Here is a 16,163-nt window from a genome sequence, read left to right as displayed (position 1 = left end):
GGTCCTCCCATGACCCTCACCCTGGCGATCGTCATCGCCGTGGTCGTCATCGCCCTGGCGTTCGACTACACCAACGGCTTCCACGACGCGGCGAACGCGATCGCGACCTCCGTCTCGACCCGCGCGCTCACGCCGCGGATCGCGCTCACCCTCGCTGCACTGATGAACTTCATCGGTGCCCTGCTCGGGCAGGAGGTCGCGAAGACCGTCGCCGACGTCATCACGATCGAGGACGCCAACGGCAACCTCCAGGTCGGGGTGCACCACGGCCTGGTCATCGTGATGGCCGGCCTTCTCGGCGCGATCATCTGGAACCTGATCACCTGGTACTTCGGCCTGCCGTCGTCCTCCTCGCACGCCCTCATCGGCGGCCTCGTGGGTGCGGCCGTCGCCGGCGGCGTCAGCGTCAAGTGGGACACCATCGTGCAGAAGGTGCTCATCCCGATGGTGATCTCGCCGCTCTTCGGCTTTTGCGCCGCCTTCGTGGTGATGACCGCGATCCTCTGGATCTTCCGCAAGGGCAACCCGCACCGGATCAACCGCGGCTTCCGCGGCATGCAGACCATCTCGGCCGCCGCCCTGGCGCTCGGCCACGGCCTGCAGGACGCGCAGAAGACGATGGGCGTCATCCTGCTCGCGCTGGTGATCGCCTACCCGTCGACGTACGACATCGAGACGCTGCCGATCTGGGTGGTCCTCGGTGCCGCCGGCGCCATCTCCGCCGGCACGTACGCCGGTGGCTGGCGGATCATGCGCACCCTGGGCCGCAAGATCATCCACCTCGACCCACCGCGCGGCTTCGCCGCCGAGTCGGTCGGCGCGGGCGTGCTCTACACGACGGCGTTCGTCTTCCACGCCCCGATCTCGACCACCCACACCATCACCTCCGCGGTGATGGGCGCCGGTGCCACCAAGCGGTTCTCCGCCGTGCGCTGGGGCATGGCCCGCACGATCCTGGTCGCCTGGGTGTCGACCTTCCCGGCCGCCGCGCTCGCGTCGTGGGGCTGCTACGAGGTGCTGCACCTCATTCTGCTGTGAGGCTGTAGCCCCGGCCGCGGATCCGGCGTACGTCGGCCGCACCACCCAGCCGCGCCCGCAGCCGGGTGACGTGCATGGCGATCGTGTTGCCACCCGGCCGCTTGCCGTCGGTGCCCCACAGCGCGTCGCGCAGCTCGTCGTCGGTGACGACGCCCGGCGCGACCAGCAGCAGCGCCCGCAGCAGCTCGAACTCCTTGAGGGGCAGGTCGGCGATCCGCTCGCCGTCGACCCGCACGCTGTACGCCGTCGCGTCGAGCGTGATCCGCCCGAACTCGAGGCGGGCGTGCTCGGCCAGCGAGCGCGGTGCGTGGGTGAGCAGGTCCCACAGGTGCTGGGGTGCGTACGGGCGCACCGCGACCGCGGAGGCACCGGCCAGCATGAGCGGCCCCACTCCCCCCGCTCCTGCGTCCTCGCCGTCACAGGTCCCCGCGATGACGTACGGCGACCCGTGCTGCCGGATCACGCCGACGAACTCCTCGGCCGGGATGCCCGGCGCTCCCGGGGTCACCACGACAGCGTGCGGATCGGTGCGCCCGAACTCGATCAGGCCGTCGAGGGTCGACCCGACCCAGGTCACGTGCACGCCGCGGCCCGCCATCGCCTCCGCGAGCGCACCCCCGTCGTCGCTGGGGTCGACCACCAGGAGCTGGGCTCCCGACGACTCGACCCACCGGTGGAGGTAGGCGCGCACGGACTGGCGACGGGCGTCGCGGCGCCCGTCGTTCCGTGTGCCCATCTCGTCGAAGACCGTCCGGCTCAGCCGAAGCGACCGGAGATGTAGGCCTCGGTGGCCGGGTCGTCCGGGTTGGCGAACATCTTCTTGGTCGGGTTGAACTCGACCAGGTGCCCCGGTTCGCCGGTGGCCTTGAGGTTGAAGAAGCCGGTGTCGTCGGAGACGCGCGCCGCCTGCTGCATGTTGTGGGTGACGATGACGATCGTGAACTCGTTCTTGAGCTCGTGGATCAGGTCCTCGATCGCCGAGGTGGAGATCGGGTCCAGCGCGGAGCACGGCTCGTCCATGAGCAGGACCTGCGGCTCGACCGCGATCGCGCGGGCGATGCACAGGCGCTGCTGCTGACCGCCGGACAGGCCCATGCCCGGCTTGTTGAGCCGATCCTTGACCTCGTTCCACAGGTTGGCGCCGCGCAGCGACTTCTCGACGATGTCGTCGGCAGCGGACTTCTTCATCTTGCCCGCGTTGAGCTTGAGGCCCGCGAGGACGTTGTCGTAGATCGACATCGTCGGGAACGGGTTCGGGCGCTGGAAGACCATGCCGACCTGGCGGCGTACGGCGACCGGGTCGACGCCGGCCTCGTAGAGGTCCTGCCCGTCGACGACGATCTTGCCCTCGACCCGCGCGCCCGGGATCACCTCGTGCATCCGGTTGAGCGAGCGCAGGAAGGTCGACTTGCCGCAGCCCGAGGGACCGATGAAGGCGGTCACCGCGCCGGCACGGATCGTCATGTTGACGCCCTGCACCGCGAGGAAGTCGCCGTAGTAGATGTTGACGTCGGAGACGTCGATGCTCTTGGCCATGGTGGTTCTCAACCCTTCTTGGGCGCGAAGATCTTGCCGACGATGCGTGCTGCCAGGTTGAGCACCATCACGATGACGATGAGGATGAAGGCGGCGCCCCAGGCGATCGCCTCGGCGGGGGCGTCGCCCCGCAGGTTCTGTCCGTAGATGAGGACCGGGAGGGTCGTCATCGCGCCGTCGAACAGGTTCATGTTGGTCCGGTCGGTGGCACCGGCGATGAGGAGCAGCGGCGCGGTCTCGCCGATGACACGGGAGATCGCGAGCGTGATGCCCGTGAGGATGCCGCCGATCGCGGTGGGGAGCACGATCCGCACGATCGTCTTCCACTTCGGTGTGCCGAGCGCGTACGACGCCTCGCGCAGGTCGTCCGGCACGAGCATCAGCATCTCCTCCGTGGCCCGGACCACGATCGGGATCATCAGCAGCGACAGGGCGACCGATCCGCCGACGCCGGACACGTACGCCGGGCCGAAGACCAGCGTGAACAGCGCAAAGGCGAACAGGCCCGCGACGATGGACGGGATGCCGGTCATGACGTCGACCAGGAAGGTGATCGCCTTGGCCAGCTTGTTGCCCTTGCCGTACTCGACCAGGTAGACGGCCGCCATCACGCCGACGGGGACCGAGATGATCGCGGCGCCGAGCGTGATCAGCAGGGTGCCGATGATCGCGTGGTAGACGCCGACCGGCTGGTCGATCTGGGTCTTGAAGAAGGAGTAGCTGAGGAAGGTGCCGTCGATGCGGCCCGCGCCCTTGCTGATGACCCGCCACACCAGCGAGACCAGGGGCACGACCGCGACGCCGAAGGACGTCCAGATCAGCCCGGTCATCAGCCGGTCGGTGGCACCGCGGCGGCCCTCGATCACCAGCGACCAGACCGGCAGGACCACCAGGAACGCGAGGACGCCGAGCAGGACGGAGCCGACCGGGCCCATGCCGAGCACCAGGAGCAGGCCGCCGAACGCGGCCGCGATCACGGCGACGATGGCCGGTGCCTGCCGCGGCAGCCGCGGCTGGACCAGCGGGACGTGGACCCGGGTCTGGACCTCTTCCAGCGTTGTCATCGCGCCATCCGCCTCTCGTTGCGGCCCACGATCCAGCGGGCGAGGAAGTTGACCAGGAAGGTCATCAGGAAGAGCACCAGACCGGTCGCGACGAGGACGTTGAGCAGGTCCGCGCTGCGCTCCTTGTACTTGAGCGCGATGTTGGCCGCGATCGAGGTCGGGCTCGAGGATCCGATGACGTTCCAGGACAGGTCGAAGCCGAAGGAGAGCACCATGGTCACCGCCATGGTCTCGCCGAGCGCACGGCCCAGGCCGAGCATCACGGCCGAGACCATGCCGGAGCGGGCATAGGGGAAGACCGTCATCCGGATCATCTCCCACCGCGTGGCGCCGAGGGCCAGGGCGGCTTCCTCGTGCAGACGCGGCGTGCGCGAGAACACCTCGCGGCTGATCGCGGTGATGATCGGCAGGATCATGATGGCGAGCACGATGCCGGCCGTCAGGATCGAGCGACCGGTCGCATTCGGCTCGCCGAAGAGCGAGCCGAGGATCGGCCAGCCGCCGAAGGTGTCGTGCAGCCACGCGTGCATCGGCTTCAGCTTGTTGGCCAGGTAGAAGGCACCCCAGAGGCCGTAGACCACCGACGGTACGGCGGCCAGCAGGTCGATCACGTAGGCCACCGGCGTCGCGATCCACCGGGGCGCGTAGTGGCTGATGACCAGCGCGATCCCGAAGGCCAGCGGCACCGCGATGATCAGTGCGATGACCGACGCCGTGAACGTGCCGACGAGCAGCGGGACGACGTACCCCAGGAAGCTCTCGGCGTGCGGGCCGTAGACCTCGGCCGGCTTGCTGAAGCCGGGCGCGCCCTTGATCGCGAGGAAGATGAAGACGCCGGCGAGGGCGGCCAGGATCGTCAGGCCGGCCGCGAGGGCGGCCCCTGCGAAGATCCGGTCACCGACTCCGGCGCGGTCCTTCGCCCAGTTCGCGGAGGCGTCCTCGACCTCGGCGGCGGGTGCTGTCACTGCTGTCACCTCATGCTCGGGTGCTGCTCGGGTGCTGCTCGGGTGGTACGGGTCGAGGGGGTGAGGACGGGATCGCCGTCCTCACCCCCTCTCGGGATCACTTGGCGGAGATGCCCGCCACGATCTCCTGGGCCTTGCTGGCGGTCTCGGGCGCGAGCTTGGCGGAGCCGGCGAAGTCGGCCGCCTCGGCCTGGCCCTCGTCGGAGACGATGTAGCTCAGGTAGCCCTTGACGTTGGCCGCCTCGGCCTTGTCCTCGTAGGTCTCGCAGGCGATCAGGTAGGACAGCAGGATGACCGGGTAGGCACCGGCCTCGGTGGTGGTGCGGTCCACGTCGACGGCGATGTCGGTGGAGTCGCGGCCCTCGACGATCGGCGAGACCTCGACGGTCTTGGCGGCGCCGTCGGGCGACGGGGCGACGTAGTCCTCGCCGACCTTCACGTTGACGTGGCTGAGGTCGCCGGTCTGGCTGGCGTCGGCGTAGCCGATCGTGCCCTCGGTGTCACCGATCGTCTTGACGACACCCGAGGTGCCCTCGGCGGACACGCCACCGGAGACGGGGAAGGCGTCAGCGGCCTCGTACTTCCAGTCGCTCGACGCGACCTTGCCGAGGTAGTCGGTGAAGTTCTTGGTGGTGCCCGAGTCGTCCGCGCGGTGGACGGGGACGATCTTCAGGTCGGGCAGCTTGGCGTCGGGGTTCTGGTCCGCGATCGCCTTGTCGTTCCAGTTGGTGATCTTGCCGTCGAAGATCTGCGCGATGGTCGCGGCGTCGAGGTTCAGCTCGTCGACACCCTTGAGGTTGTAGGCGACGGCGATCGAGGAGATGTAGGCCGGGACCTCGACGACGTTGCCGCCGCAGCGCTCCTTCGCAGCCGCGAGCTCCTCCTCGGAGATGTAGGAGTCGGAACCGGCGAACGACAGGGCGCCGCTGGTGAACTGGCTGCGGCCGTCGGTCGAGCCGAGCAGGGCGTAGTCGATCGTGAGGCCGCTGTTCTGACCCTGGAACGCGGTCTTCCACGCCTCCTGGGCCTTCTCCTGCGACGTCGCGCCGCCACCCTTGAGGTTGCCGCTCAGGCTGCTGCCGGAGTCGCCGTTGTCGGTGCCACCGGTCTCGTTGGACGCGCCGCAGGCGCTCATGAGCAGGGCCAGAGCAGCGATACCGGGCACCGCAGCGTTGCGGATGGACTTGAGGTTCAAGGAACTGCCTCTCGGAGGTGAGGGGCTCTCGTTCCTGCCCCTCGATACGTACTGGACTCTCGAGAAGTTAGGCAGCGTCGGTAACGCAACTCCCCGGCCGATCTGAACGAACGGTGAACAGTGGCAGTCGGGGCGGGGACCGTGCGTGGCCCAGGTCTCAGCTGCGGGGGCGGTGGCGCTCCACGGCGACGACGCGGCCCTTGCGCACGTGCAGGACGAGCAGCTCGGCGGGAGCCAGTCCCTCCTCGGGAGCGAGCTCGATCCCCAGGGCTTCGTACACGTGGCACAGGACCGGGCGGTGGGTGCACAGGACGCTGCCGACCTCACCGGCCAGCAGCTCCTCGACGACCTTCTCGACCGCCTTCGCGGTGGCGTTCTCCTCGCTGAGCCGAGGGCGCAGGTCGAGCGCGTAGCCGGTCGTCTCGGCGTACGGGCGCACGGTCTGCACGCAGCGGGTGCTGGTGGAGGTGGTGATCCGGGCGACGTCGTACGCCGCGAGCAGGGGGACCAGCCGGTCCGCCTCCAGCTCGCCGACCTTGAGCAGGGTACGGGCGGCGTCGGCGCCGTGCCACGCGCTGCGTGAGCGGGCCTGGGCGTGACGGAGCACGACGACCGCGTGCGTCTTGCGGCGTACCCGAAGGGCCGCCGCCAGGGTCTCCCGGTCGTAGTCGTAGCTCAGCCGCGCGGGCGCCTCGTCGACCGGCACCCAGGCCACCGCGTCGATCTCGTCGTTGGGCCGGTACGCGGACACGTCGTCGTCTCCCACGACGCGGCCGGTCCAGTAGTGGACGGTCTTCATCCGGCGCGCGACTGGATAGCGCTGCGACGGCAGCCGGGGCCCGAGCCGCACGTGCACGCCGGTCTCCTCGGCCACCTCGCGGACGGCGGCGGCGGTCGGGTGCTCGCCACGGTCGAGCTTGCCCTTGGGGAAGGACCAGTCGTCGTACTTCGGGCGGTGCACCAGCAGCACCTCCCGTCCGGGACGGAACACGACAACGCCGGCAGCGAGGATGTCGGGCACGGGCCCAAGGGTAGGGCCCGGCGGCCTAAGGTTCAGCCATGCGTCGCCGCTGGATCCTGCTCCTCGTCCTCGCGGCACTCGTCGTGTCGGCCGTCGTCGTGGTCGGTTGGCGGCTGCGCTCCGAGGACCGCTCCCGGTTCGCGACCGCGCTCACCCTGGCCCCGAGGTCAGCGGCCCGGTTCAGCTGGACCGACTGGGCGGCGGTGCGCGCCGAGCTGGGCGCCGACCTGTCGGCGTCCTCCTCGGGGGCCGAGGTGGACGACTTCCTGCAGGATGCGTTCGACCGGGACCTGGCCTCGACGACCGCGCTCGACGCGTCGGCCCCGACGATCCAGGAGCAGCTCGGCTTCTCCCCCGCCACCATCGACTGGGAGCTGTTCAGCCAGGGCAAGGACGGCGCGCTGGTCCTGATGGGGCTGCCCGACGGCTTCGACGTGGACGGCCTGCGCGGGCGACTGCGCGCGGCCGGGTTCGAGGAGCCGGACGACGCCGACGGCGTGTGGCGCGGTGGCGTCGACCTGCTCGAGGGTCTCGACGGCCCGGTCACCCCCGAGCTCGCCGCCCTGCAGATCGACGAGGAGGACGGCCTGCTCGTCGGCAGCGACGACCCGGACTTCCTCGGGCAGCGCACCGACCTGGCCCGCGGCGACCACGAGGACGGCGTCAGCGACGTGGTCGGCGCCGAGGGCGCCGCGCTGAGCGCCTCGGTGGCCACCGGCGACCAGGCCTGCTCGGCGCTGGCGATGACCGACGCCGACCCGGCCGACCGGACCCGCGCCAGCGAGCTGGTCGCCCAGGCCGGGGGCGTGCACCCGCTGACCGGGTTCGCGATCGCGGCGCAGCCGGGTGGCGGCGTACGGGTGGCGATGGCGTTCGAGACCGACGACCAGGCCCGGGAGGACGCCGACAGCCGCTCGAAGCTCGCGGCCGGACCGGCGCCCGGCCAGGGTGGCAGCTTCCCCGAGCGGTTCACGCTCGGCAAGGTGGTCGCGTCCGGGCGGGTGCTGACCATGGCGATGAAGCCGGTCGAGGGGACCTTCGTGCTCTCCGACCTCAGCAGTGGGCCGGTGCTGTTCGCGACCTGCTGACCTGAGTTCGTCGAGTAGCCCGAGCCCCTGGGCGAGCGGTGTATCGAGACGCAGTCGAGGCATCTGATACGCCGCTCGCCAGCGCTCGCGGCTACTCGACGAGCTCAGGGGCGCAGCGCGGCGAAGCGACGACGGGCTCGCGCCACCGGACCTTTCCGCCGTGCCGCCGTGTGGCCGTGTGGCCGTGTGGCCGCCGAGCGAACCAGCCCCCTACGGAACTCGACTGCGCGCGCGGCAGCGCGGCGGAGCGAAGCGACGACGCGCTCGCGCCATCCAACTCAGTGGGCCACGCCGAGGATCCGGTCGATCTCCTCGACCGAGAGGCGCTCGTCGGAGTTGCTGGCCGCGATGATGAGGTTGGTGGTCAGCTCGACCTCGGTGAGGAGGTCGCCGTCCTCGAGGGTCACGTCGAACTGATCGGCCATGCTTCCCTCTCCCTCGAGCCGGACCAACGCACTCTTCCGACTCCATGATCCCCCTCAGAATCCCCGGCAAACCCAAAAAGTTCCGGAAAAATTCGTGGGGCCCCGCCGACCGGCGGGGCCCCACGGAGGACGAGGTCTCCTCGGAGGTGACTCAGAGAGGACGAACGTTCTCCGCCTGCGGGCCCTTGGGGCCCTGGGTGACGTCGAACTCGACCTTCTGGTTGTCCTCCAGCGACTTGTAGCCGTTGGTCTGGATCGCCGAGTAGTGGACGAAGACGTCGTCGCCGCCACCGTCCTGCTCGATGAAGCCGAAGCCCTTCTCGGCGCTGAACCACTTCACGGTGCCCTGAGCCATGTTGCTCGTTACTCCTCGTATCGGGGCGAGAGCCGCCACCTCGACGGCCCGCAGCGGCTGCGATGACACGTCGCTCCGATGCGTGATGACAAGACCACAAACCAGATACGCCGTCGGCCACAGACTCCGCAGGCGTTCACCTTCGAGAACTGCAGCCGCTGCGAAGTCGACACTACCAATCGGCGGCGACAGCGGAACCCCTCTGCCGACACGAAGTTCGGATCGTCCATGAAGGTTCTGCAACACACGTGTGACAGCCCGGAAAACCCCTCTGCGAGGGGTCTTCCGGGCCTCGGCGATCAGCCCAGCAGGGCGCCGGCCAGCTCGTCCCCGAGCAGTGCGCGAGGCGACACCCCGGCGGTCCAGCCGCCGTCGACGGCGAGCTCCGCACCGGTCGTGTACGACGCGTCGTCGGACAGCAGGTGGACGATCGCCCCGGCGATCTCGGCGGCCGCCGCGACGCGGCCCATCGGCGCCGGCGGGTACATGCCCTCCCCCTCCACGACGCCCGCGTTCTGCACCGTCATCGGGGTGTAGACCATGCCCGGGTGGACCGAGTTGACCCGGATCCGCTTGTGGGCCAGCTCCAGCGCGGCGACCCGGGTCAGGCCCCGCATCCCCCACTTGGCCGCCGCGTAGCTCGAGGTCAGCGGCAGGCCGACCAGGCCGCCGGTCGAGGACACGTTGACGATCGAGCCGCCGCCGTTGTCCTTCATCGACGGGATGACCGCCTGCATGCCGTGGAAGACGCCGGAGAGGTTGGTGGCCACGATGGCGTCCCACGCCTCGGTCGTCTCCTGGTCGAACGGCGCTGCCGTCGCGGACAGGCCCGCGTTGTTGACCAGACCGTCGACCCGGCCGTGGGTGTCGAGGACAGCGGCCACGACGTCCTCCCAGCTGGCGCGCGAGGCGACGTCGTGCCGGAGGAAGCTCGCCCGCTCGTCACCGATCTGCGCCAGCGCCCCCTTGCCCTTCTCGACGTCCCTGCCGGTGATGACCACCGTCGCGCCGGACCGGACGATCCGGTCGGCGGCTGCCAGGCCGATGCCGGAGCCGCCTCCCGTGACGATGATGATCTTGTTGTCGAGACTGCTCATGGCGCCCCCTGTGTCGCTGGAATGTCAGGAGCACTCTGAGACCTGGGTCACAGGCCGCGTGGCTCCTGTCCCGCTCGACAGGACAGGCGCGGCGCGGGATCAGGGGCGGGCGGCGGCGCGGCCGGCGCGGCGGCCGAAGAAGGTGCCGTCGCCGAGCGAGGTACCGCTGACGTAGCCCTCGCCGTGGATGCCGGAGGTGGCCCGGCCGGCGGCGTACAGGCCCGGGACCGGGGCGCCGGAGTCGTCGAGGACCTCGCCGTCCACGGAGGTGCGCAGGCCGCCGAGGGTGAACCCGGAGACGCCGGTGCCACCGCGCGGGCCGGTGCCCTCGGGGTCGAAGCCGCGGGTCGCGTCCACGACGGCGTACGGCGCCTCCAGGGGCCGCAGCCAGCGCGGGTCCTTGTGGAAGCGAGTGTCCTCGCCGGCGGCCGCGTCGCGGTTGTAGCGGGCGACAGTGTCCTCCAGCGAGCCGGTCGGGAGGCCGAGCTCGGCCTCGACCTCGGCCAGGGTCTCGGCGACGACCGCCGGCTGCACGCCCCAACGCTCGCGCTCGGGGACGTCCTCCCAGCCCTTCTCGTCGACCAGGGTGAACCAGGGGCCGGGGCGGTGCCGGACAGCGGCCTGGCTGAACCGGCCGGGGTAGACGTCCTCGTTGACGAACCGCTGGCCGAGGCCGTCGACGAGCATGCCGCGGACCGCGAGGGCGGGTACGACGGACAGCGCGATCTGGGTGCTGGCCATCCGGCGGACGGTGCCGCCCGCGGCGACGCCGAGGCGGATGCCGCTGCCGTCGTCGAGGCCGTCGCTCACCGCGGAGTGTCCGACGAGGACCGGGGCGTGGTCGGCCACCATCTCGGGGTTGTCGGCGAAGCCGCCGGTGGCGATCACGACGCCGCGGCGGGCGCGGTAGGTGACGTCCTCGCCGAAGCGGCGGGCGCGGACACCGACGACGCGGCCGGTGTCGTCCTGGACCAGGGAGGTGACCCGGGTGTCCGGGTGGACGTCGACGCCGGCCTCGCGGGCGGCGGTGGTCAGCCTGTCCATGAGCAGCCAGCCGCCGTACCCGTCGGTCGCGGGACGGTGGCCGCGCGGCACCGGGCGGGCCAGCTCGGTGAACGGCCAGGCGTTCTCGCCGAGCCACATCAGGCCGTCGGCGGTCGGCGGGAGCCACGAGACGCCGTCGTACAGGCTCGGGTTGAACGTGATCCCGAGCCCGCGGAACCAGTCGAAGTGCTCGACGCTGCCGTCGCAGTAGAGCCGCAGCTTCTCCTCGTCGGGGTGCGGGCCGAGCGCCTCGTGGAGGTAGGCGTACATCAGGTCCGGGTCGTCGTCGACGCCGCAGGCCTGCTGGAGCGCCGTACCGCCGCCGAGATAGAGCTCGCCGCCGGACACCGCCGACGAGCCGCCCGGGGCGGCCCGGTCGAGGGCGACGACGGACGCGCCGGCGCGGGCCGCCTCGAGGGCGGCTGCCGCACCGGCACAGCCCATGCCGACGACGAGGACGTCGACCTCGTGGCTGGTCACCGGGGGACGAACGCGGCCAGCGGCTCGGAGCCGGACCAGTCGTGGCCCCAGTAGCTGTCGGCGGTGATCTCCTCGGCGGTGTACGACGCCTCGTCGACGAGCATGCCGTCCCAGCCGTACTCGATGTCCCAGCCGCCGGGGGCCCGGACGTAGAAGGAGATCATCTTGTCGTTGGTGTGCCGGCCCAGGGTCGAGGAGATCGAGAACTCCCGCTTGTTGACCTCGTCGAGCGCGCGGCCGACGGCGTCGAGCTCGTCGACCTCGACCATCAGGTGGACCATGCCGGGCGCCTCGTCGTGCGGGGCGGGGCAGATGGCCAGGCTGTGGTGACGCCGGTTGATGCCGAGGAACTGGATCCGGCGGTCGCCGGGGACCTTCATCGAGCCGCGCTGCAGGAAGCCGAGCACCTCGGTGTAGAACGCCGTGGTCTCCTCGGGGGCGGTCGTCGGGAGGACGACGTGGCCCATGCCCTCGGCACCGGTGTGGAACTTCTGCGCCCACGTGGTGACGACGGGGCTGTGGTCGAGGACCGGTCCGCAGAAGACCTCGAGCACGGTGCCGGCCGGGTCCTCGAACGAGATCGCCTTCTCGACGCCGCGCTCGGCGCACTCCTCGGCGGTCAGCTCCTTGACGCCGCGGCCCGAGGCCTCGACGTCGGCGGCGACCCGGGCCAGGCCCGCGGAGTCGCGGACCTCCCAGCCGATGGCCTGGACCCGGTCGATCTCGCCCGGAAGGACGATGAGGCGCGCCTGGCGCTCGTCCATCCGCAGGTAGAGGCCGTCCGGGCTCGGGCCGGTGCCCTCGGCGAAGCCGAGCGCGTCGATGGTGAGCTCGCGCCAGCGGGCGAGGTCCGTGGCCTGGACCCGCAGGTAGCCGAGTCCGCGCAGGTGGGTCATGGGGTGTCTCCTCAGATCATCGAGCGGAGCGGGCCGGCGGGCGGCTCGAGGCCGAGGTCGCCGAGACCTGCCGCGTGGAAGGTCGGGCCGGGCACGTGGATCGCGTGCGCCAGGCCGGTGTGCGCGTCGCGCCAGAAGCGCTGGATCGGGTTGTCCATCCGCATCGCGTTGCCGCCGGAGCGGGCGACGACCTCGTCGAGGGCCCGGACCGCGCGCCAGGCCGCCTGGACCTGGGTACGACGACCGGCGGCCCGCTCGGCGAAGGTCGGGACGTGGCCGCGGGAGACCGCGTCGTACATCCGGGTGACGTTGTCGACCAGCGCCGCGCGGGAGGCGGCGATGTCGGCCGCGGCCTCGCTCAGCGCGTAGAGGGCGTACGGGTCGTCCTTGCTCGCGGCGCCGGAGACCGTCGTACGCGAGGCCTGCCAGGCGGCGTGGTGCGCGAGGGCGCCCTCGCAGATGCCGATGACGGCCGAGGTGATGCCGAGCGGGAAGACGCAGGAGAAGGGCACGTGGTAGCCGGTCTCGGTGAGGCCGGCCTCCTTCGCGGCGATGCCCTCGGCGACCTTGGTGTACTCCAGCGCACGGTAGGACGGGATGAACGCGTCCTCCACGAGGATGTCCTTGGAGCCGGTGCCGCGCAGGCCGACGACGTCCCAGCTGTCGGGGACGATCGTGTAGTCGGCGCGCGGGAGGATCACGTGCATCATCTGCGGCGGCATGACCGGGGCGCCCTTGGCGTCGCCGATCATCGCGCCGAGGAAGATCCAGTCGCAGTGGTCGGTGCCCGACGAGAACTGCCAGCGACCGCGCAGGGTCCAGCCGCCGTCGACGGGGGTGAGCACACCCATCGGGGCGTACGGCGACGCGATCCAGGTGTCGGGGTCGGTGCCCCAGACCTCCTCCTGGACCCGCTTGTCGGCCATCGCCATCTCCCACGGGTGGACGCCGACGATGCCCGCGACCCAGCCGGTCGCGCCGTCGAGCTGCGCGATCCGCATGACCGTCTCGGCGAACTCGGCCGGGTGGGCCTCGTAGCCGCCGAACTCCTTGGGCTGCAGCAGCCGGATCACGCCGGAGTCACGCAGCACCTTGGCGGCCGCGTCGTCGAGCTGGCCGAGCTGCTCGTTGGCCGGGCCGAGCGCCGCCAGCTCGTCGGAGTGCTCCTCGATGGCGGCGAGCACGGTGCCGCGGGTCTGGTCGGTCATGCGGGTTCCTTCCGGAGCTGACGGGTGTCGGGGACGACCTCACGCTCGCAGCGGAGGCCGGTTCGCGGAGGCCGGTTCTCGCTCATCGGGACCGCGAGCTCGTCGAGTAGCCGCGAGCGCCAGCGAGCGCCGTATCGAGACGCGCCGAGACGTCGTTCGGAAGACGACTGGATTTCGAGACGCGTCGCTGGGCCCTCGCAGGCTCGGTCCCAGCCGACGCTCCTCAATCTTCGGCCGTCCTCGCGGCTTCGCTTCGCTCAGCCGCGCGGCCTCAGGAAGGCGAGCACGGCCGCCTCCCAGGCCGCCTGCTGCTCGATCATCGCCCAGTGGCCGCAGCGCGGCAGGACGTGCAGCTCGGCATTGGGGATGGCGCGCATCGGGAGCATCGCCATGTCGACCGGGCTGACCCGGTCGTCGCGGCCCCAGGTGAGGAGCACGGGCGCAGTGATCTTGTGGAGCATCGCCCAGTACGGCGGCCGGTCGCTCGCCGCGGCCATCTTCGCCCGCGCTGCGTTGGCCTCGCGGCCGTACATCCGCCGCGCGGAGGCCAGCGTCTCGGGCTCGGTGGCCAGGTCCCAGCGCTGCTGGATGAGCTCCTCGGTGACCATGCCCTGGTCGAAGACCATCGACTGCAGCCACTGGACCAGGCCCTCGCGGGTCGGGTTCTCGACGAAGTCGGTGAGCCGCACGATGCCCTCGCCCGGGCCGGCGCCGAAGACGTTGGTGCCGACGCCGCCGACCGTGACGATCCGGGTGAACAGGTCACTGCGGGCGATCGCGAGCTGGGCCGCGACGACGCCGCCCATCGAGTTGCCGATCACCGGGACCGGGCCGAGGCCGAGGCCCTCGACGAACCGGATCACCGCGGGACCCGCGGCCACGAACGGCGACTCGTCGATGTCGTGGCTGACGCCGAACCCGGGCAGCTCGAGCACCAGGCACCGGAAGTGCGCGCCGAGGGCGGGCAGGTTCTGGTGGAAGTTGCGCCAGCCGGTCACACCCGGGCCGGAGCCGTGGAGCAGCAGGAGGGGCGGGCCGTCGCCGTACTCGTGGTAGACGAGGGTGCCCGCGTCGGTGGCGAGCTCACGGCGGGTGTCGTCGTACGACGGGATGCTCATGCCGACACCCCCGCCGAAACGCGGGTCAGGACGTAGCCCTCGAAGCCGTTGTCGCGGGCCTCGTCGCACAGCCGGCGGTAGTTGCCGAAGCCGCCGATGTAGGGCATGAAGGTGCGGGTCTTGCCCTCGATGTTGGCGCCCATGTACCAGGACGCGGCGCGGGTGAACAGGGTGCCCTGGGCGACCTCGCCGAGGTGCGCGGTCCACTTCTCGGCGGCGTCGCGGCGCGGCTCGGCCTGGTCGATGTCGTTGGCGCGGCAGAACTCGATGAGGTCCATGCCCCAGTCGACCTGCTGCTCGGTGTGGGTGGACATGTTCGCGAGCACCGACGGGCTGCCGGGGCCGTTGAGGGTGATCAGGTTCGGGAACCCGGCGACGCCGAGGCCGAGGTAGGTCTCCGGTCCGTGCGCCCAGTCGTCGGCGAGCACCGCGCCGCGGGCGCCGCGCAGGTCGATCGAGGTGAGCGCGCCGGTGAGCGCGTCGAAGCCGGTGGCGAAGACGATCACGTCGAGCTCGTACGACGCGTCCGCGGTCTTGATGCCCCAGGAGGTGACCTGCTCGATCGGGTGCTTGCGCAGGTTGACGAGCTCGACGTTGTCCCGGTTGTACATCTCGTAGTAGCCGGTGTCGGTGACGATCCGCTTGGTGCCGATCGGGTGGTCGGTGGGGATCAGGTCGGTGGCGACCTCCGGGTCCTCGACGATCGCGCGGATCTTGGACTCGGCGAACTCGCGGGCGTAGTCGTTGGCGACGATGTCGGTGCCCTGGTCGGGGAAGGTCTTGGCGAACAGCACGCCACCCTCCTGCCAGCGGGCCTCGAACGCGCGCTCGCGCTCGGCGGCGTCGACCTCGGTCGCCTTCTGCGCGTGGGTGGTGCTCAGCGAGCCGGCCGGGGCGTAGAGCGAGGCTTGGCGGCGCTCGGGGTAGGTCTCCTGGACCCTCTCCCACTCCTCCTCGGTGAGCGGCCGGTTGCGGGCGGGCACCGTGTAGTTGGCGCTGCGCTGGAAGACGGTCAGCGACTGGGCCTGCTCAGCGAGCAGCGGCGCGGCCTGGATGCCGGAGGAGCCGGTGCCGATCAGGCCGACCCGCTTGCCGGTCAGGTCGACCGGCTCGTCGGGCCACTGGGCGGTGAACAGCTGCGTGCCGGCGTACTCGTCGATGCCCGGCAGGTCGGGGCGGTTCGGCGCGGAGAGGCAGCCGGTCGCCATCATCACGAAGCGGCTGCGGTGCCGGGTGCCGTCGTCGAGGGTGACGGTCCACGTCGAGGCCTGCTCGTCGAAGTGCGCGGCGGTGACCCGGCGGCCGAAGGTGAAGTGCTGGCGCAGGTCGTAGCGGTCGGCGACGTGGTCGAGGTACGAGCGGATCTCGGGCTGGGTGGCGAACCGCTCGGTCCACTTCCAGTCCTTCTCCAGCTGACGGTCGAAGGAGTAGGAGTAGTCGACGCTCTCGACGTCACAGCGGGCGCCCGGGTAGCGGTTCCAGTACCAGGTGCCGCCGACGCTGTCGCCGGCCTCGACGCCGACGACGTCGAGGCCCTTCTCGAGGGCGCGGTACATCGCGTAGATGCCGGCGAGGCCGGCGCCGACGATGACCAGGTCACGGGTGGTGTCGGTCGGTGCGTTCATGGGTTTCT

16 protein-coding genes are annotated in these 16,163 nt (G+C 70.9%); 2 read left to right on the top strand and 14 right to left on the bottom strand.

Annotation, left to right across the window (positions count from 1 at the left end; genetic code table 11):
- The first annotated feature begins 9 nt into the window (after window positions 1–9).
- The gene (locus ACZYRU_RS04090) at window positions 10–1,038 is read left to right on the top strand and encodes an inorganic phosphate transporter (protein WP_488955799.1); all 1,029 of its coding nucleotides are present in this window, start codon (window positions 10–12) and stop codon (window positions 1,036–1,038) included.
- Here ACZYRU_RS04090 and ACZYRU_RS04085 read toward each other — a convergent pair.
- From ACZYRU_RS04085 to ACZYRU_RS04060, 6 genes are all read right to left on the bottom strand, one after another.
- Window positions 1,025–1,774 carry a winged helix-turn-helix transcriptional regulator gene (locus ACZYRU_RS04085; protein WP_488955798.1) on the bottom strand — a complete coding sequence of 250 codons (750 nt, stop codon included), beginning with the start codon at window positions 1,772–1,774 and terminating at the stop codon, window positions 1,025–1,027. The genes ACZYRU_RS04090 and ACZYRU_RS04085 overlap by 14 nt on opposite strands.
- Window positions 1,775–1,794: 20 nt before the next feature.
- Window positions 1,795–2,574, bottom strand: coding sequence for a phosphate ABC transporter ATP-binding protein PstB (gene pstB, locus ACZYRU_RS04080; protein ID WP_488955797.1), 780 nt, complete (start codon window positions 2,572–2,574; stop codon window positions 1,795–1,797).
- Window positions 2,575–2,582: 8 nt separating this feature from the next.
- Entirely contained in the window at window positions 2,583–3,638 is a 1,056-nt protein-coding gene (gene pstA, locus ACZYRU_RS04075) for a phosphate ABC transporter permease PstA (RefSeq protein ID WP_488955796.1), read from the bottom strand.
- Complete coding sequence (pstC, locus tag ACZYRU_RS04070) at window positions 3,635–4,603, bottom strand: phosphate ABC transporter permease subunit PstC (RefSeq protein WP_488955795.1); 969 nt, start codon at window positions 4,601–4,603, stop codon at window positions 3,635–3,637. Before pstC ends, pstA begins: the two co-directional genes overlap by 4 nt.
- Window positions 4,604–4,700: 97 nt before the next feature.
- Window positions 4,701–5,798, bottom strand: a complete 1,098-nt coding sequence (gene pstS, locus ACZYRU_RS04065) for a phosphate ABC transporter substrate-binding protein PstS (protein WP_488955794.1) — start codon at window positions 5,796–5,798, stop codon at window positions 4,701–4,703.
- 157 nt (window positions 5,799–5,955) lie between these two features.
- Complete coding sequence (locus tag ACZYRU_RS04060) at window positions 5,956–6,819, bottom strand: NUDIX hydrolase (RefSeq protein ID WP_488955793.1); 864 nt, start codon at window positions 6,817–6,819, stop codon at window positions 5,956–5,958.
- Between the two features lie 38 nt (window positions 6,820–6,857).
- On the opposite strand from ACZYRU_RS04060, the gene ACZYRU_RS04055 reads away from it, so the two are divergent.
- Window positions 6,858–7,907, top strand: a complete 1,050-nt coding sequence (locus ACZYRU_RS04055) for a hypothetical protein (protein WP_488955792.1) — start codon at window positions 6,858–6,860, stop codon at window positions 7,905–7,907.
- Window positions 7,908–8,185: 278 nt separating this feature from the next.
- Here the strand turns inward: ACZYRU_RS04055 and ACZYRU_RS04050 are convergent, their stop codons facing one another.
- From ACZYRU_RS04050 to ACZYRU_RS04015, 8 genes are all read right to left on the bottom strand, one after another.
- Window positions 8,186–8,332 (bottom strand): hypothetical protein, encoded by a 147-nt coding sequence (locus ACZYRU_RS04050; protein ID WP_488955791.1) that lies wholly within the window; start codon window positions 8,330–8,332, stop codon window positions 8,186–8,188.
- A 151-nt stretch (window positions 8,333–8,483) separates the two neighbouring features.
- Window positions 8,484–8,687 (bottom strand): cold-shock protein, encoded by a 204-nt coding sequence (locus ACZYRU_RS04045; RefSeq protein ID WP_488955790.1) that lies wholly within the window; start codon window positions 8,685–8,687, stop codon window positions 8,484–8,486.
- A gap of 299 nt (window positions 8,688–8,986) precedes the next feature.
- Window positions 8,987–9,784, bottom strand: coding sequence for a glucose 1-dehydrogenase (locus ACZYRU_RS04040; protein ID WP_488955789.1), 798 nt, complete (start codon window positions 9,782–9,784; stop codon window positions 8,987–8,989).
- A 99-nt stretch (window positions 9,785–9,883) separates the two neighbouring features.
- Window positions 9,884–11,308, bottom strand: a complete 1,425-nt coding sequence (locus ACZYRU_RS04035) for an FAD-dependent oxidoreductase (RefSeq protein WP_488955788.1) — start codon at window positions 11,306–11,308, stop codon at window positions 9,884–9,886.
- A complete protein-coding gene (locus ACZYRU_RS04030) occupies window positions 11,305–12,204 on the bottom strand; it encodes a VOC family protein (RefSeq protein ID WP_488955787.1) in 900 nt (299 codons plus the stop codon). Before ACZYRU_RS04030 ends, ACZYRU_RS04035 begins: the two co-directional genes overlap by 4 nt.
- Before the next feature lie 11 nt (window positions 12,205–12,215).
- The gene (locus tag ACZYRU_RS04025) at window positions 12,216–13,412 is read right to left on the bottom strand and encodes an acyl-CoA dehydrogenase family protein (protein ID WP_488955786.1); all 1,197 of its coding nucleotides are present in this window, start codon (window positions 13,410–13,412) and stop codon (window positions 12,216–12,218) included.
- Between the two features lie 257 nt (window positions 13,413–13,669).
- On the bottom strand, window positions 13,670–14,530 hold the full coding sequence (locus ACZYRU_RS04020) for an alpha/beta fold hydrolase (RefSeq protein WP_488955785.1): 861 nt from the start codon (window positions 14,528–14,530) through the stop codon (window positions 13,670–13,672).
- Window positions 14,527–16,155, bottom strand: a complete 1,629-nt coding sequence (locus ACZYRU_RS04015) for a flavin-containing monooxygenase (protein WP_488955784.1) — start codon at window positions 16,153–16,155, stop codon at window positions 14,527–14,529. Before ACZYRU_RS04015 ends, ACZYRU_RS04020 begins: the two co-directional genes overlap by 4 nt.
- Window positions 16,156–16,163: the final 8 nt, after the last annotated feature.

Source organism: Nocardioides sp. F233 (assembly GCF_057813895.1).
Note: the sequence above shows the minus strand (reverse complement) of the source record. Positions and strands in the feature narration are given on the sequence as shown.

What these genes read in the sequence shown, in the direction of transcription:
- pstA (WP_488955796.1), bottom strand. Translation starts at nt 3,638, where the DNA reads ATGACAACGCTGGAAGAGGTCCAGACCCGGGTCCACGTCCCGCTGGTC.
- pstB (WP_488955797.1), bottom strand. Translation starts at nt 2,574, where the DNA reads ATGGCCAAGAGCATCGACGTCTCCGACGTCAACATCTACTACGGCGAC.
- ACZYRU_RS04020 (WP_488955785.1), bottom strand. Translation starts at nt 14,530, where the DNA reads ATGAGCATCCCGTCGTACGACGACACCCGCCGTGAGCTCGCCACCGAC.
- ACZYRU_RS04085 (WP_488955798.1), bottom strand. Translation starts at nt 1,774, where the DNA reads ATGGGCACACGGAACGACGGGCGCCGCGACGCCCGTCGCCAGTCCGTG.
- ACZYRU_RS04015 (WP_488955784.1), bottom strand. Translation starts at nt 16,155, where the DNA reads ATGAACGCACCGACCGACACCACCCGTGACCTGGTCATCGTCGGCGCC.
- ACZYRU_RS04025 (WP_488955786.1), bottom strand. Translation starts at nt 13,412, where the DNA reads ATGACCGACCAGACCCGCGGCACCGTGCTCGCCGCCATCGAGGAGCAC.
- ACZYRU_RS04045 (WP_488955790.1), bottom strand. Translation starts at nt 8,687, where the DNA reads ATGGCTCAGGGCACCGTGAAGTGGTTCAGCGCCGAGAAGGGCTTCGGC.
- ACZYRU_RS04030 (WP_488955787.1), bottom strand. Translation starts at nt 12,204, where the DNA reads ATGACCCACCTGCGCGGACTCGGCTACCTGCGGGTCCAGGCCACGGAC.
- ACZYRU_RS04090 (WP_488955799.1), top strand. Translation starts at nt 10, where the DNA reads ATGACCCTCACCCTGGCGATCGTCATCGCCGTGGTCGTCATCGCCCTG.
- ACZYRU_RS04055 (WP_488955792.1), top strand. Translation starts at nt 6,858, where the DNA reads ATGCGTCGCCGCTGGATCCTGCTCCTCGTCCTCGCGGCACTCGTCGTG.
- ACZYRU_RS04050 (WP_488955791.1), bottom strand. Translation starts at nt 8,332, where the DNA reads ATGGCCGATCAGTTCGACGTGACCCTCGAGGACGGCGACCTCCTCACC.
- ACZYRU_RS04040 (WP_488955789.1), bottom strand. Translation starts at nt 9,784, where the DNA reads ATGAGCAGTCTCGACAACAAGATCATCATCGTCACGGGAGGCGGCTCC.